This is a genomic window from Streptomyces sp. NPDC025793 (assembly GCF_055558375.1).
The window spans coordinates 66,412-82,336 of sequence record NZ_JBVHMR010000031.1 but is presented as its reverse complement, the minus strand read 5'-3'; the positions used below and the strand labels follow the sequence as shown (position 1 = coordinate 82,336).

The window sequence follows — 15,925 nt, the reverse complement described above, 5'->3', positions numbered from 1 at the left end:
GCCTGAACGTCATATGGGCACTCATACGCGATGGCCGTACCTTCGAAATCGTCGCGCCCCCGCCCGCTGTCACTCAGGGCTGAAACGCTCACAGGATGTCACCAACCAGGCTTGACAACCGCATTGGGAATCGTTTGGTGACCCTCGACCATGGGCTTCAGGGCTTCGCTGTCGTGAGTGTTGCCTGCCGAGACGCCGACGACCAGGGGCAGTCCGTTCGCGTCCGACAGGACGTGCATCTTGGAACCCGGCTTGCTCCGGTCCACGGGGCTCGGGCCTGTGAGTTCGCCCCTTTTTTAGCCCGCACGTGAGCGGAGTCGAGGACCACGCGCGAGACGTCGATGAGGCCGGCGTCATCGAGTCGGTGCAGCACCGCCTCATGCAGCCGGCCCCACACCCCGGCCCGCGACCAGATCAGGAACCGGCGGTGCGCGGTCGACTTGGATGTCCCGAAACACGGCGGCAGAGCCCGCCAGGCACAACCGCTGACCAGCACGTAGATGATCGCCGCGAACAGCGTCTCATCAGGCGTGTCCTTCGTCCCGCCGCCCTGTGGTCGCACCTTCGACGGCGGGATGAGCGGCTCGGCGATCTCCCACAGTCCGTCCGGAACAATCCAACTCCACGTACCCCGCCCCATAGACAGCCCAACGAGCGATCACCACATAGGACACGGTGTTAGTCGGCAGTGTCCTCCCATTTCGCCACCGCGACCGTTCGGATACCCATGGCCTTGACGGGACAATCGTTCTCCTGCTCGTAAGCGCAGCGCTGGTCGTCAACCGGCGCGCCGCGGATCTGCCTCCGCTCGGCGAAGAGGTCCCTGCCTCCATTCCCGTGTTTCGGTGCGGTTTCCGTCACTTTTCGGGTGGATAGGTGATGGTCAAGAGTTAGACATGAACACTTGTGTGCTTTTGAGGTACGGCTGATCATTGGCCGCAACCCGCCCCTTCCACACGCACGCAGGAGCTCCCGGTGGCCGCTGGTCAGATAACCTCCGAGCCTGCCGACACGCCGGCAGCAGCTCTCGCGGAGCGGCAGAAGCTGCGCAAGCACTTCGGCCGCTTCGACATCCTGTTCTTCCTCCTGTGCACCATCGTCGGCGTGGACACCATCGGCACCGTCGCCTCGAAGGGTGCTGAAGCGTTCACCTGGCTCATCGTGCTGGCCGCGGTGTTCTTCGTGCCGTCCGCACTGCTCACCGCCGAACTGGGAGCCGCGTTCCCCGACGAGGGCGGTCCCTACATCTGGACCAGCCGGGCCTTCGGGCGGCTCGCCGGTGCCGTCAACAACTTCCTGTACTGGATCACCAATCCGGTGTGGCTGGGCGGCACGCTCTCCGTGTCCGCCGTCACTGCCTACACCACCTTCTTCAACGACGGGAAGAACCTGAGCACCTCGGCCTTCTACGCCTTCACTCTCGTGTTCGTCTGGGTGGGCGTGCTCGCCGCGATCCTTTCCTTCGACGTCGGCAAGTGGATTCCCACCATCGGCGCCTGGAGCCGTTTCATCCTCCTCGGACTGTTCACCGTCACCGTCGTCGTGTACGGCATCCAACACGGCCTGCATGGATTCGGTGTCGGCGACTTCTCCCCGACCTACGCGGGATTCGTCGGACTGGTACCTGTGCTGATGTTCAACTACGTCGGTTTCGAGCTGCCCAACACCGCCGGCGACGAAATGACCGACGCCCAGAGGGACGTGCCGTTCGCCATCTTCCGCAGCGCCGGCCTCGCCGTACTGCTGTACGCGCTGCCGATCCTCGGCATCCTGCTCGTCCTGCCGGTCAAGGCCATCACCGGTCTCGGCGGTTTCGTCGACGCCATCCGGCAGGTCTTCACTGTGTACGGCGGCCATGTCGCCGCCGACGGCACAGCCACGCTCAGCGGCGCCGGCCGCCTGCTCGGAGACCTCGCCGCGATCATGTTCATCCTCACGGTGCTGTCCTCCGGAGTCACATGGATCATGGGATCCGACCGTGCCCTCGCCGTCTCCGGCTACGACGGCGCGGCACCCCGCTTCCTCGGCGTCATCTCCAGCCGGTTCGGCACCCCCGTACGGGTCAACATCCTCAGCGGTGCGGTCTCCACGACCGTCCTCATCCTGGCCCACCAACTGACGGGCGGCAGCGCCGGCAAGCTCTTCGGCGCCGTCCTCGGCCTCGCCGCCTCCACCACCCTCGTCAGCTACCTGGGCATCTTCCCGGCGCTCGCGGTACTGCGCCGCAAGGCTCCGGACTTCCCCCGCCCCTACAGGGCGCCCATCCCTCGCACCATCAGCACGGTGCTCACCCTGCTCATCCTGTTCGCCAGCGTGCAGCTGGTCGCCCCGGGACTCGGCGACCACTGGTTCGGCTCCGGCTACGCGCCGGCCGGCTGGAGTTACGGCGAGCGCTGGAGGTACCTGCTCACGGAGGCCGTCCCGCTGGTCGCCTTCATGCTCCTCGGCGTGCTCTTCTGGGTGCTGGGCAGACCGACCCGCACCGCACCTGCCACCGGGGAGTAGCACTCCGGGATCTCGCAGGCCAGGGTCGGTACAAGGCCGTCCGCGTGTCCCGCGGTCAGGACGGAGGACCGGAAGGCCGACGACGTCCGCCGGCCGTGGGGCGGACCTTCGTGGTCAGTCCGTCGCGGGACCGGCCGACGGCATGGTCTTCCGGTTCTTGAGGCGACGCCGTCACCAAGGCCCTGTCCTGCGCGAACGAAAGTGACAAGACGTCAGCACATCCCGCGACATCCAGCACGGCCTTCCGGGGAACGACACAAAAAGGAGCCGCAGCGGACACCGTAACGACCCTGACCTGCAGCTTCACTATGTCGTTCCATGCGAAACTACGACTGACCCCGATTCGTCAGTGGGTTCGGACCGCTGATCGGTGCGGCTGCCACAGCCGATGCGGACACCGCGCTGACCTACCCGTTTCTCTATGCCTAGAGACACGGGCAATTCGGACCGACTTGGCTGATCCGCAGGTCAAGCGGCTGCCGTTGCTCCAGACGCCCGGAATTACGTCGAACCCCGGATCGGAAGAGCGTCTGGATTCCTGACTCCCATCAGGGCGGTATCCCATTGAGGCGCAAGGGCCGGGCCCCGGGACGGCGCCCCGGTGCCCGGGCGAGGCGACCGCCCGGTCCCACCGAACCCGTTCACTCCCCACTTGACACGCCGGCTCATGGGATGTCTGTCAAGAAGATCACCGGTAAGCCGTGTGCGGGAAAACCGCACGCACGGATCGAAAGGGGACGGAGGCAACGGGCCCGCGAGGGCACCGCGCCTCCAGCTACCAAGGGGAATCGACTGGGAGAACATGCTCGGCACGAGCGGCAACGGCCTCAACGTCGCCTACGACAGCACGGTCTCCGCGGTCGTTGCGGCGAGGACCCGTGCGGTCGCGCAGCAGCAGCCACTGACTCGCGTCGGCGCCGCCTGGGCGCGCAGCCGGTCCGTGCAGCAGCACGGCGTAAGCCGTCCTCTCCGCCTTGCTCGGGGCGGCACACCGGCCTGGCGCCTCCGGGGTCGGGAATGACCTCGTCATGCCTTTCCAGGCCTTGTCCGCGTTCGGAGTGCTGAGCATCGGCCCTCCCGGGCTCCATAGGGTCATGCAGTGAAGTACACGCACGCGTGGCTGCGGCCGCGGTACGGATTGACGGTCCACTCGAACGGCATGCGCGAGGCGCCCGGCACCCGGTTCGGCACCGAGCGCGCCCGGACCTCGTGGAAGGTGATCCCGCGGAACTCGGGCGTGTCGAAGGTGCGGCTGACCACGGCGTCCGCGCCGAACAGTGCGGGCTCGGCGGCCCGGCCGTGCGCGGCCGGCTCCTCCGCTCCCGCCGGCTCCACGGTCGCGGCGGGCCGGACGGTGAGGTTCTCCCAGCGCATGACGCCTCCTCGGTAGCACTGCCGCACACAATAGAACATCTGTTCCCATGATCGTGCGGCCCGTGTTGACGCCCCCCGATTTGGGGGGCCGGGCACCGGGGTGGTTGGCTTGCCCCAACCCCGAGAAACGCAGGTCCTGGAGGAACGCAATGGCGCAGGTCGAGGCCACTACGGAGCGGGTCGTCGCGGCGGACGCGGAGAAGGTGTTCGACGCCCTCGCCGACTACAGCGGCACGCGGCGCAAGCTGCTGCCGGAGCAGTTCAGCGAGTACGAGGTCCGCGAGGGCGGCGACGGCGAGGGCACCCTCGTCCACTGGAAGCTCCAGGCCACCAGCAAGCGGGTGCGCGACTGCCTGCTGGAGGTCAGCGAGCCCACCGACGGCGAGCTGGTCGAGAAGGACCGCAACTCCTCCATGGTCACCACCTGGCGCGTCACCCCCGCCGGCGAGGGCAGGTCCCGGGCCGTGGTCACCACCACCTGGCAGGGCGCCGGCGGCATCGGCGGCTTCTTCGAGAAGACCTTCGCCCCCAAGGGCCTCGGCCGGATCTACGACGCCCTGCTCGCCAACCTCGCCGCCGAGGTCGAGAAGTAGTTCCAACGCTCCGCCGGTGAAGGGGTGTTGGACCCCTTCACCGGTTCGAGTGCATCTCCGCCCTGCCCGGAACGATTCCGTAACTCACCACAGTTGTTCACAGTTGACGCCTTACGCGGGAAATGTGAGCAGGTGTGACGAGAGGAGCGGCACGTGGGCGGAACGACTCTGGCGGAGCAGGAGCGAACCGTGGCACCGGCCGGACAGGAGACCGCCGCCGCACCGCAGGCCCCCGCACCCGCGCCCCGACTGGGCGCACGCCGCGTGCGGTTGGTGTTCCTCGGGTTGATGCTCGCCCTGCTCCTCGCGGCGCTCGACCAGATGATCGTCGCCACCGCGCTGCCGAAGATCGTCGGTGAACTGCACGGCCTGGACCGGATGAGCTGGGCGATCACCGCCTACCTGCTCACCTCCACCGTCGGCCTGCCCCTGTACGGCAAGCTCGGCGACCTGGTCGGCCGCAAGGGCGTCTTCCAGTTCGCCATCGCGGTCTTCGTGCTCGGCTCCGCCCTCGCCGGCCGGGCCCAGTCCATGGACCAGCTGATCGCCTTCCGCGCGCTCCAGGGCGTCGGCGCGGGCGGGCTCATGATCGGCGTGCAGGCGATCATCGCCGACATCGTGCCGCCCCGCGAACGCGGCCGCTACATGGGCCTGATCGGCGCCGCCTTCGGGCTCGCCTCCGTCGCGGGCCCGCTGCTCGGCGGCTACTTCACCGACCACCTCTCCTGGCGCTGGTGCTTCTACGTCAACGTCCCCTTCGGCCTGGTCACCCTCGCGGTCGTCACCGTCGTCCTCAAACTCCCGAAACCCGCCGCCCGAGGCCGCCTCGACGTCCTCGGCGCCCTGCTCCTCGCCGCCGCCTCCACCTGCCTGGTGCTGCTGACCAGTTGGGGCGGCACCGAGTACGCCTGGGGCTCGCGGCAGATCACCGGCCTCGGAGCGGGCGCCCTCGCCGCGTCCGTGCTCTTCCTCGTCGCCGAGCGCTTCGCCGCCGAACCCCTCATCCCGCTCCGGCTGTTCCGCGACTCCGTCTTCAACGTCAGCGGCCTGGTGGGCCTCGTCATCGGCGTCGCCCTGTTCGGCGCCGCCAGCTATCTGCCCACCTTCCTCCAGATGGTCGACGGCGCCAGCGCCACCGAGTCCGGCCTGCTCATGCTGCCGATGATGGCCGGCATCGTCGGCGCCTCGATCATCGGCGGCCAGCTCATCAGCCGCACCGGCCGCTACACGGTCTTCCCCGTGCTCGGCAGCGCCGTCTCCGCCGTCGGCATGTGGCTCCTCTCGCGCCTCGAAGTCGACACGCCCCGGCTGCACTACAGCATCTGGATGGCCGTCCTCGGCGCCGGCATCGGCCTGGTGATGCCCGTCCTCGTCCTCGCCGTGCAGAACTCCGTACGGCCCGCCGACCTCGGCACCGCCACCAGCGCCAACAACTACTTCCGGCAGATCGGCGGCATCGTCGGCGCCGCGATCTTCGGCACCCTCTTCGCCGACCGCCTCACCGCCGCGCTGCGCCGGGAGCTGCCCCCGCGCGCGGGCGCCCGGCTGCCCGACGCCGACTCCCTCACCCCGCAGCTCGTGCACGCGCTCCCGCCGGCCCTGCGCGACGCCTACATCCGCGCCTACGCCGACGCGATGCCCCGGATCTTCCTCTACCTCGTCCCGGTGCTCGTCGCCGGCCTGCTCGTCGCCTTCTTCCTCAAGGAGAAACCCCTGGTGTCCCACCCCACCGCCGAACCCGACCACGAACCCGATGCCGTGCACGTGACCGTGACCGTCCCCGCGAACCCCCCGATCCCGCAGGCCCGCTCGGCCTACGCCGCCGGCGTCCCGGTCTGCGGCACGGTGCAGCACCCCGACGGCACCGTGGTGCCCCGCGCGGCCCTCACCCTCATCGACGTCGCCGGACAGCAGATCGGCCGCGGCGCGAGCGGCGACGACGGACGGTACGCGCTCAGCACACCCGGCTCCGGCTCGTACGTCCTCATCGCCGCCGCGGGCGGCCACCAGCCGCAGGCCGTCTCCGTCACCGTCGGCGAACGCCCCGTCGAACTCGACGTCGTCCTCGGCGGCGCCGGACGCCTCGCGGGCAGTGTCCTCACCGCCGACGGCAGCCCCGTGCGCGACGCCACCGTCACCCTCACCAACGTGCACGGCGAGGTCGTCGCCACCACCCGCAGCGGCCGCGAGGGCGGCTACGTCATCACCGAACTCGTCGCCGGCGAGTACACGCTGGCCGCCAGCGCCCCCGCCTACCGCCCCGCCGCCCTCCCGATCAGCGTGCAGGCCTCCCGGGAGACCCGGCAGGACGTCGAACTCGCGGGCGGCGCCGTGCTGCGGGGCACCGTCCGGGCGAGCGGCGGACGGCCCGTGGAGGACGCGCGCGTCACGCTCCTCGACGCCGCGGGCAACGTCGTCGACACCCTCACCACGGGAGCGGACGGCACCTTCCGCTTCGTCGACCTCTCCTCCGGCGAGTACACCGTCATCGCCGCGGGCTACCCGCCGGTCGCCACCGTCCTCCAGGTCGCGGGCGGCGGCCGCACCGAGCGTGACCTGCAACTGGGGCACGAGGACTGACCGGCGGCCGCAGCGGGAGCCGACCGGGGGCGCCCGCGCGGCACCGGGCCGCGCGCCGGTGCGATCCGGTGAATCCAATTCCAGGATTGCCACACATCGCGACCGTACCCCGCCGTACGGTAGTGGCAGGCTTCACAGATCGTTTGCGAACAGCCGTGGGGAGAAAGGGCCTGGGCCATGGATTTCGGCGACGACCGTGGCAGCACGCGGGACACACCTCCCGGCCGCGGCGAGGGGGACGCCGCCGCGGGCCGCATTCCGCTGGGCGTGGTCGTCGTCGACCGCGCCGGCCTCGTGTCCCACTGGAGCAGCGGCGCCGGGCGGCTGTTCGGTGTAGGCCGCGAGGACGCCGTCGGTCGGCCCGCCGCCGACCTGCTGCCGGTCTCCGGCGCCCTGGCCGAGGACACGCACGGCGAGGACACGCGGGACGCGTACCCGCCGTACGACGCACCCGGACCCGACCTGGAGGCCTCGCTCGACGGGCACACCGGCTACGCCACGGCCGGCCGCGCCCGCCAGAGCGCGCACGACCGGGCACCCGGCGAGCGGCTCGACGTGCTGTGGTGGGCCTACCCGCTGGTCGGCCCCGGCCCGTCCCGGCTGCTCGTGCTCGCCGCCGACGCCACCCGGCTGCGCGACGAACGCGGCTACGACGACGAGACCGCCGAGCGCATCGCGCCCGGCTTCGCCCGCCACACCGAACTGCCCGCCTCCGACGAGCTGGCCCGGCGGCTGCCCGAGATCCTGCCCAACATGGGCCCGGGACTCAGCTCCCGCATCGTCGCCCAGGTCCTCGAACTGGGCTATCCCGTCCTGGAGTTCAGCCAGTACGACCGGGTGCCCGTCACCCCGTACTGGGGCGTGCCCCGCCGCCCGGGCCGCCGGCACACCGAGGCCGTCGTACCCCAGCAGCGCTCCGCACCGCCCCTCGTCCCGGCCGGCGCCGAGACGGACCTGGAGTACGCCGCGGTGCGCGAGCGGCTGGAGTTCCTCAACGAGGTCAGCTCCGGCATCGGCTCCTCCCTCGACCTCGGCGAGACCATCCGCGAGGTCACCAGCGCCGCCGTGCCCCGCTTCGCGGACTTCGCCGGCACCCATCTGCGCGCCGCCGTCCTCGCGGGCGAGGGCTTCCCGGACGGCCCGCCGGACGCCACCACCGTGATGTTCCGCGTCTGGGTCGAGCACAACGACGAACCCGGCCGCTGGGACGACACCGTGCCCGTCGGCGAGGCCTTCGCCTTCCCCGAACACACCCCGTTCTACAAGTGCATGGTCACCGGCGAGCCGGTGCTGATCCCGCGGGTCACCGAGGAGCTGTCCGAGCGGATCTCGGGCGAGTTCGAGAAGCGCGACCTGCGGCCGCTCATCGGCGGGCGTTCGCTGCTGATCGTGCCGCTCAAGGCCCGCAACGTCGTCCTCGGCTTCATGGTGCTGATGCGCCGCCCCGACCGGCCGGCCTTCGACGACATGGACCGCACCACCGGCGCCGAACTCGCCGCCCGCGCGGGCCTCGTGCTCGACAACGCGCGCATGTACACGTACCAGGAGAACGTCGCCGACACCCTCCAGGACAGCATGCTGCCGCAGGTGAACCCGCGGATGGCCGGGTGCGACGTGGCCACCCGCTATCTGCCCGGCACCCGGCTCGGCCGGATCGGCGGCGACTGGTTCGACACCATCAAACTGCCCGGCTCGCGCACCGCCCTCGTCGTCGGCGACGTCATGGGCCACGGCCTCAACTCGGCCGCCATGATGGGCCAGTTGCGCACCGCCGTACAGACCATGGCCACGATGGAGACCCCGCCCGCCCAGCTCCTGCGCAACCTCGACGACCTCGCCCGCCGGCTCGGCGACAACTACCTCGCCACCTGCCTCTACGCCGTCTACGACCCGATCCGCGGCGAACTGCACCTCGCCAACGCCGGACACATCCCGCCCGTCCTGGTGCGCGCCGAGGACGGCAGCAGCGAACTGCTCGACCTGCCCACCGGCGCCCCCATCGGCGTCGGCGGCGTCGCGTTCGAGTCCCTCCGGATCGCGGTCGGACCCGGCGACCGGCTGGTGCTGTGCACCGACGGCCTGGTCGAGGTCCGCGGCTGCGACATCGGCGAGGGCCTCGCCGCGCTGTGCGAGTCCGCCGCGCACCCGGCCGCCTCCATGGACGACGCCTGCGACACCATCATCCGCGCCCTCAACACCCGAGGCGGCCGCAAGGACGACGTCGCCCTGCTCATGGCCCGCCTCAACGGCATCCCCGGCGACCATGTCGCCGAGTGGCGCCTCGACCCCGATCCGCGCGCGGTGGCCCGCGCCCGCCGCCTGGTGCGTGCCCAACTGCTCGACTGGGGGCTGCCACAGGCGGTGGACACGGCCGAGCTGCTGGTCAGCGAGGTCGTCACCAACGCCGTCCGGCACGCGGGGCGCGAACCGGTCGGGCTGCGGGTGATCCTCGCCGACGCCCTCCTCTTCGAGGTCACCGACGACGAACCCGCCCTGCCCGCCATGCTCGGCGCCGGCCCGTACGACGAGGCGGGCCGCGGGCTGCGTGTGGTCAGCCGGCTGGCCCGCGAATGGGGCGCCACGGCGAGCGGGCACCGCAAGACGGTCTGGTTCGAGCAGGCGATCACGGCAGGGACGTGAACGAGGGGCGAACCGGAAGAGCGGCGAACCGGGGGAGGGTGAACGGGGGAGGGGCGTGCGCCCTGACATCGCGCGCCCCGGCATGCCCGGGGCGCTCGCACATCCCGTGAAGGTGCCCACCCGGCCCTTGCCTCGCTCCCGGCCTGCGCGATATCCCGATCACGGAACCGAACCGTGGGGAGATCGCATGAACGTCTCGGACAACTACCGCAACGCCTGGGAAAGTTACTGGAGAGAGACCTCCGACGAGGCGGGCGAGGCGATCTGGGACTGCGATCCCGCCCTCTCCGCCGAACCGCACAGTGCCCTGCTGCTGCCCCACGCCGACGCGGAGCGGACCATCGTCGACCTGGGCTGCGGCAACGGCACCACCACGCGCTACCTCGCCACCCGCTTCGCCCGCGCCGTCGGCGTCGACCTCTCGCACGCCGCCGTCGAGCACGCCCGCCGCGCCAAGAACGACGACACGGTCGAGTTCCAGCAGCTCGACCTGACCGACGCCGACGCCGTCCGCGCCCTGCACGGGCGGCTCGGCGACGCCCACGTCTACATGCGGGCCGTCATCCATCAGAGCGAACCGGAGGCGCGGCCCGCGGTCGCCGCCGCCGTCGCCGGGATCATCGGCACCGAGGGGCGTGCGTTCGTCGTCGAGCTGACCTCCGGCTCCCGGGACGTCCTGCGGCGCGCCGCGGCCCAGCCGTCCGGCCCGGGGCCCAAGCTCCGGCGCGTCTTCCAGCACGGGCTCAAGCCCGCCGACGCCGACGACGAGGAGATCCCGCGCCTGCTCGACGCGGCGGGCCTGACGGTCCTCGCCGAGGGCGTGACGAGCCTGCCGCAGACCGAGTACCTCACCGACGGCACCCGCATCGACCTGCCGGCCCGCTGGTTCGTGCTCGCGGGGCGGTAGAACCCGCCCGTTGCCGCCCGTTGCCGCCCGTTGTCGCCCATTGCTTCCCGTTGCCGCCCGGCTTTGCTCGGGCGGCAATGATAAATACCTCTTTGGGTTTCACCAAGCATTCATATGAGGTGAAATTCGGCCCTCTACGGACGATTTGGTGATCCGGTCGACCGTGTGCCGGTAGAAATTCATCGCCCCGCCCGCACGCCGCGACCTGCGGCGACCAAGGCCACTCGGGCGTGCGTACGATCACGGAATCTATGTACGGATGACAATTCCTGCCATCGGCAGATAAATGCTCTCTTGTGATAAACAGGTCGCCAGGAAGACGATCGCTCCTCGTTCCCACGCCCTACCTGCGAGGAGTTCACATGAGCGAGCGGTTGAGCCTCGGCCCGGACGCCGCACGGCAACTCGCCGACACGACCAAGACGACACCGCAGATGCGCGGCATCACGCCGCGCTATCTGCTGCGCGCGCTGCCCTGGGTGGACGTCGACTCCGGTGTCTACCGGGTCAACCGGCGCCGCACCTACGTCCTCGGCGACGACCGCATCGACACGACCGACGGTGACACCCCGTGCGTCATCGCGGGCGACCTGCGCGAACTGCCGTACCTGCGCGAGGCGGACGAGGCACTGCTGGAGGAACTGGCCGGCGCGTTCACGCAGGTGTCCTTCGCACCGGGAGAGATCCTGGCCCAGGAGGGCGCCCCCGCGGACCGGCTGTGGGTGATCGCGCACGGGCGCGCGGAGAAGCACGCGACCGGGCAGTACGGCGCGGACGCGCTCCTCGACGTCATCGGCGACGGCCAGTTCTTCGACCTCGCCGCATGGACCGCCGCCGAGACCCTGCCCTACCGGGTGCAGGCGCTGACCGCGGGCACCGCCCTCTGCCTGGAGCGCGCGGAACTCGCCCGGCTCGCCGAGCGCGACGCGGCCTTACGCGCCGCGCTGGACGCGTATGTCACCGGCGCCCACGCCATGGCCGGCGCCGAGGTCCCCGTCGACCTCACCGCGGGGCACGACGGCGAACCCGATCTGCCGGGGACGTTCGTCGACTACGAGGACACGCCCCGCGAGTACCACATGACGCTCGCCCAGACCGTGCTGCGCGTCCACACCCGCGTCGCCGACCTCTACAACGGACCGATCGACCAGACACGGGCCCAGGCCAACCTCACCGTGCACGCCCTGCGCGAGCGGCAGGAGGCCTCGATGCTGTACCACCCGGAGTTCGGGCTCTTCCACAACGTCGCCCCCGGACAGCGCGTCCAGACGCGCACCGGCGCCCCGACCCCCGACGACCTCGACGAACTGCTGACGCGGGTGTGGAAGCAGCCCGCGTACTTCCTCGCCCACCCCAAGGCGATCGCCGCGTTCGGCCGTGAATGTACGCGCCGGGGCGTGCCCCCGGTGATCGAGAACCGCTTCGGCAGCCCGCTGCTGACCTGGCGCGGAGTGCCGCTGCTGCCCTCGGACAAGGTGCGCTTCTCCGGCGGCGCGGGCGTGGGCACGACCGAGATCCTGCTGATGCGCCTCGGTGAGGCGGAACAGGGCGTGGTGGGCCTGCGCCCGTCGAAGGTGGCCGACGAGGTCGAGCCGGGCCTCGCGATGAAGAACATGGGCGTGGACCGGAAGGGCATCACGTCGTACCTGATGACGGCGTACTTCAACGCGGCCGTCCTGGTGGAGGACGCGCTCGCCGTGCTCCAGAACGTCGAGGTGTCCACGTACCATGATTACTCCTGACGTCGCCGCCGAAGTCCCCACGCCGGCCGGCCCGTCCGGTGCCTGCCCGGGCTTCGCGCCCGAAGCGGCCCGCCGGGACGTACCGATCCTGCACCGGACGGTCAACGGCCACCCGCTGGCCTGGCTCGACAACGGCGCCACCACGCAAAAGCCCCGGCAGGTCATCGAGGCACTCACGGCGTTCTACGCCGCCGCCAACTCCAACATCCACCGCGGCGCGCACACCATGGCGCGCGAGGCCACCGAGATGTACGAGGCGGGCCGGGCCACGGTCGCGCGGTTCCTGGGCGCACCCTCGCCCGAGAGCATCGTCTTCACCCGGGGAACGACCGAGGCCATCAACCTGGTCGCCCAGAGCTGGGGGCGCGCCAACCTCGGCCCCGGGGACGACATCCTCGTACCGGTGCTGGAGCACCACGCGAACATCGTGCCGTGGCAGCGGGTCGCCAAGGAGACCCGCGCGCGCGTCGTGCCCGTACCTCTGCGGCCGGACGGCTCCGTCGACCAGGACGCGTACGCCGACCTGCTCTCCGCGCGCACCCGGCTCGTGGTCGTCAGCCACGCCTCCAACGTCCTCGGCACCGTGCCACCGGTGCGGGAGATGACGGCGCTGGCGCACCGCTACCAGGCGAGAGTACTGGTGGACGGGGCGCAGGCGGTGGCGCACTTCCCCGTCGACGTGACGGACCTGGACGCCGACTTCTACACCTTCTCCGGCCACAAGATCTACGCCCCCACGGGCATCGGCGCGCTGTACGCCAGGCCGGAGATCCTCCAGGCCATGGCGCCGTGGCAGTCGGGCGGCAACATGATCGAGTCGGTCAGCTTCGACCGTACGACGTACGCCCCGGTCCCGCACCGCTTCGAGGCCGGCACCGGCCACATCTCGGGAGTGGCCGGGCTGCTGGCCGCCCTGAACTGGCTGACGGCCTTCGGCCGGGAGGCGGTGGCGGACTACGAGACGGGGCTGACGGCGTACGCGCAGCAGGCCCTGGCCCAGGTCCCCGGCCTCGAACTGCTCGGCTCCGCGGCCGAACGGATCGGCGTCCTGACCTTCACCCTGCCCGGCCGCACCCCGGCCGAGATCGCCGACCGGCTCGACGGCGACGGCATCGCCGTACGGGCCGGCCACCACTGCGCGCAGCCGGCCCTGGCGCACTACGGCCTCGACGCGGCGGCCCGCGCGTCGCTGGCGCTGTACAACACGCGGGAGGAGGTGGACCGGCTGGTGGCGTCGCTGCTGGAGCTGCGGACCGCCTGAGGCCGGGGCCCGCCCGGACGGTTCCGTGCCCGGGCGGGCTCGCCAGGTGTAGGCCGCCGAAACCCGGGCAGGGGGCGGTGAAGAACCGACTGCGATCAACGCACGACGAACAACGGGGTGAACACCATGCACGGCGGCGGAGGATTCAGCGGGGGCGGCTTCAGCGGACACCACCACAGCGGAGGGCTGAGCCATCACCAGCACAGCGGTGGTTCGGGTCACCACGGCAACCACCACCATCACACCGGGGACGCGCAGGGCTTCGTCTGGATCCCCTCTTTCCGGCGTCGTGAGCCGTTGGGCCACGTGACGCGAGCGGATCCCAGGCGCGTGACACCGGGTCTCGTCCTGGTGCTGGCCGTGGGCGTCCTCGCGGTACTGCTGGCGGCCCACTAGGCGCCCCGGCCGACGCCCTTGCCGCCGCGGCCCGCCGCGCGTCGTCCCACAGGTGTTCGGGCCGCTAGGATCACCGCCTGACGGTGCGTGGAGGCGGCCTCCGCGTCCGTCTGAGGGGGCGGTTCATGGCGCGGTGGCGTGCGTTGCCGGAGGGGCTCGATCCGGCGGTTGCCAAGCTTGTGTCGCGGTTGCGGCAGCTGAAGGACGCCAGTGGGAGGACGATTCCCGAACTCGCCAAGGACACGGGATACAGCACCTCCTCCTGGGAGCGCTACTTCGGCGGTCGGGCGCTGCCGCCACGCGAAGCGGTGGAAGCGCTGGCACGGGTGGTGGGCGCGGACGCCGTCCGGCTGCTGGCTGTGCACGAGGTGGCGGAAGAAGCATGGCGCACGCAGCCGAGCGCCGTCGCCGTGGACGTGTCCCCGCGGCTTGCGGAGACCCGGAACGGGCCGCCCGCCTCTGCCGGGACGGTCGGCGGCGCGCAGCCGCACCGGTCATCGATCTGGCGGTCGGTGCTCATCGCGGGCGCCGGGGCTCTCGTCGGCGCGAGCGCCACCGCGCTGCTGATGGCGCCGGGCGCCGGCGCCCGTCCCTCGGCAGCCGTGGCTCGACGCGTCGTCTACACCTGCGTGTACAGCCGCCGGGACGGGCTGTGGTACGCGGGGAACAGCACCACCCGCACACAGCAGCTCGTCGTCGACACCACCGGCTCCGATGTCGCCGAGTTGCAGTGCCTGCTGCAGCGCGCGGGCATCACGCCGGGTGGCATCGACGGTTCCTTCGGGCCGCTGACCGAGGCCGCGGTGATCCGCGCGCAGAAGAAGTTCGGCCTGGACGTCGACGGGCAGGTGGGCCCGCGCACCTGGGCGGCGTTGCGCGGATGAACCCGACGCCACCCGAGTGCGCGCGGCTGGCGGCCGAACTGCGCCTGCTGCGGGAACGCTCCAAGCTGACCCTCGCCACGCTGGCCGAGGAGTCCGCGTACAGCACATCGTCCTGGCAGCGCTACCTCAGCGGCAAGGCGCTGCCGCCCTGGCTTGCCGTGCGCGGGCTGTGCCGCCTCGCGGGCGAACCGGAGCCGCGGATGCGCGCGCTGTGGGAACTGGCCGAAGCCGAGTGGAGCCGCCGCGGTTCGATCCGGCCGGCCCGAACGGAAGGTCGGGACGATGCGCCCGCCGACGCGGAGGCCGTACCTCCGCCGGCCGTCCGCCCGCTCGGGCGCCGCCGGGCCTGGCTCGTCACGGTGGTCGGCGGGGTGCTCGCGGCGTGCGCGGCGGTGGCTGCCGTGTCCACCGCCGGCACGAGCGGTGGCGGGGGCTTCCACGTCTCCTGCAGCGGTGCCGCCTGCAATGGTCAGGACCCGGGTGTGACGCTGTGCGGGGTCGAGCCGCAGACGCTGCTGGACGTGGTCACCCCGGGCGGGGCCGGGCTGGAGATCCGGTCCAATCCGCTGTGCCGGGCGGCGTGGGCCAGGGTCTGGAACACCCGGCTCGGCGACCGCCTCACCCTGAGCACGCGCGGCGAGCCGGAGCAGAGCGTCACCGTCGACGATCCCAGCCTGGTGGACGCCTTCGTCTACACGCCGCTGATCGCACTCCCTGCCCGGCACGCGCCGCTGACGGCCTGCCTGACGACTCCGCCGGGACGTACCCGGCTGTGCTACTCCGCGCCCGCCCCGTGAGGGACACCCGCCGACTCTTCTCCGGCCGCAGCGCAGACGAGCGACCGGCGGCCGGCGGTCGTCGGGCACTGGGCGATTGCGCCGGCCCAGGCGCTGACGGTGCCGCAGTTCTCGGCGCCGTCGTCGTACGTACCGCCCTGGTATTCCCAGAGGATCGAAGGGCCGGGCCTGTGACGGCCCTGGGGCTCGCTGGTGGGTCCGGAACGAATTCGGGCACGCCGACGGGGGGGCGGGGGCCCATCCGTG

Annotated in this window: 10 protein-coding genes and 2 pseudogenes; 10 read left to right on the top strand and 2 right to left on the bottom strand. The window is 71.3% G+C overall.

Annotated elements, in window-relative coordinates:
* Positions 1–131: 131 nt before the first annotated feature.
* Positions 132–640, bottom strand: a pseudogene (locus ACZ4MF_RS37130) (IS5 family transposase); the annotation flags it as partial.
* Positions 641–975: 335 nt separating this feature from the next.
* On the opposite strand from ACZ4MF_RS37130, the gene ACZ4MF_RS37125 reads away from it, so the two are divergent.
* Positions 976–2,505, top strand: coding sequence for an APC family permease (locus ACZ4MF_RS37125; RefSeq protein WP_467497160.1), 1,530 nt, complete (start codon positions 976–978; stop codon positions 2,503–2,505).
* 1,104 nt (positions 2,506–3,609) lie between these two features.
* Here the strand turns inward: ACZ4MF_RS37125 and ACZ4MF_RS37120 are convergent.
* Positions 3,610–3,879 (bottom strand): annotated as a pseudogene (locus ACZ4MF_RS37120) (Rv2578c family radical SAM protein); the annotation flags it as partial.
* 149 nt (positions 3,880–4,028) lie between these two features.
* Here ACZ4MF_RS37120 and ACZ4MF_RS37115 point away from each other — a divergent pair.
* The 9 genes from ACZ4MF_RS37115 (at position 4,029) to ACZ4MF_RS37075 (ending at position 15,679) form a co-directional block, all read left to right on the top strand.
* Positions 4,029–4,472: an SRPBCC family protein gene (locus ACZ4MF_RS37115; protein WP_467497158.1), complete on the top strand. Its 444-nt coding sequence runs from the start codon at positions 4,029–4,031 to the stop codon at positions 4,470–4,472.
* A gap of 153 nt (positions 4,473–4,625) precedes the next feature.
* Positions 4,626–7,052, top strand: a complete 2,427-nt coding sequence (locus ACZ4MF_RS37110; protein ID WP_467497156.1) for an MFS transporter — start codon at positions 4,626–4,628, stop codon at positions 7,050–7,052.
* 177 nt (positions 7,053–7,229) lie between these two features.
* Positions 7,230–9,692 (top strand): ATP-binding SpoIIE family protein phosphatase, encoded by a 2,463-nt coding sequence (locus ACZ4MF_RS37105; protein WP_467497154.1) that lies wholly within the window; start codon positions 7,230–7,232, stop codon positions 9,690–9,692.
* Between the two features lie 187 nt (positions 9,693–9,879).
* Entirely contained in the window at positions 9,880–10,599 is a 720-nt protein-coding gene (locus ACZ4MF_RS37100; protein WP_467497152.1) for a methyltransferase domain-containing protein, read from the top strand.
* A 362-nt stretch (positions 10,600–10,961) separates the two neighbouring features.
* Positions 10,962–12,341 carry a family 2B encapsulin nanocompartment shell protein gene (locus tag ACZ4MF_RS37095; protein WP_467497150.1) on the top strand — a complete coding sequence of 460 codons (1,380 nt, stop codon included), beginning with the start codon at positions 10,962–10,964 and terminating at the stop codon, positions 12,339–12,341.
* Positions 12,328–13,602, top strand: a complete 1,275-nt coding sequence (locus ACZ4MF_RS37090; RefSeq protein WP_467497148.1) for a SufS family cysteine desulfurase — start codon at positions 12,328–12,330, stop codon at positions 13,600–13,602. Before ACZ4MF_RS37095 ends, ACZ4MF_RS37090 begins: the two co-directional genes overlap by 14 nt.
* 117 nt (positions 13,603–13,719) lie before the next feature.
* The gene (locus tag ACZ4MF_RS37085; RefSeq protein WP_467497146.1) at positions 13,720–13,998 is read left to right on the top strand and encodes a hypothetical protein; all 279 of its coding nucleotides are present in this window, start codon (positions 13,720–13,722) and stop codon (positions 13,996–13,998) included.
* Between the two features lie 125 nt (positions 13,999–14,123).
* Positions 14,124–14,882 (top strand): peptidoglycan-binding protein, encoded by a 759-nt coding sequence (locus ACZ4MF_RS37080; protein ID WP_467497144.1) that lies wholly within the window; start codon positions 14,124–14,126, stop codon positions 14,880–14,882.
* Entirely contained in the window at positions 14,879–15,679 is an 801-nt protein-coding gene (locus ACZ4MF_RS37075; RefSeq protein ID WP_467497143.1) for an XRE family transcriptional regulator, read from the top strand. The genes ACZ4MF_RS37080 and ACZ4MF_RS37075 overlap by 4 nt, the downstream gene beginning before the upstream one ends.
* Positions 15,680–15,925 lie beyond the last annotated feature (246 nt).

Bases quoted from the DNA above. Each gene is read 5' to 3' on its own strand.
- ACZ4MF_RS37115 (WP_467497158.1), top strand. From the start codon at position 4,029: ATGGCGCAGGTCGAGGCCACTACGGAGCGGGTCGTCGCGGCGGACGCG.
- ACZ4MF_RS37105 (WP_467497154.1), top strand. From the start codon at position 7,230: ATGGATTTCGGCGACGACCGTGGCAGCACGCGGGACACACCTCCCGGC.
- ACZ4MF_RS37100 (WP_467497152.1), top strand. From the start codon at position 9,880: ATGAACGTCTCGGACAACTACCGCAACGCCTGGGAAAGTTACTGGAGA.
- ACZ4MF_RS37095 (WP_467497150.1), top strand. From the start codon at position 10,962: ATGAGCGAGCGGTTGAGCCTCGGCCCGGACGCCGCACGGCAACTCGCC.
- ACZ4MF_RS37090 (WP_467497148.1), top strand. From the start codon at position 12,328: ATGATTACTCCTGACGTCGCCGCCGAAGTCCCCACGCCGGCCGGCCCG.
- ACZ4MF_RS37080 (WP_467497144.1), top strand. From the start codon at position 14,124: ATGGCGCGGTGGCGTGCGTTGCCGGAGGGGCTCGATCCGGCGGTTGCC.
- ACZ4MF_RS37075 (WP_467497143.1), top strand. From the start codon at position 14,879: ATGAACCCGACGCCACCCGAGTGCGCGCGGCTGGCGGCCGAACTGCGC.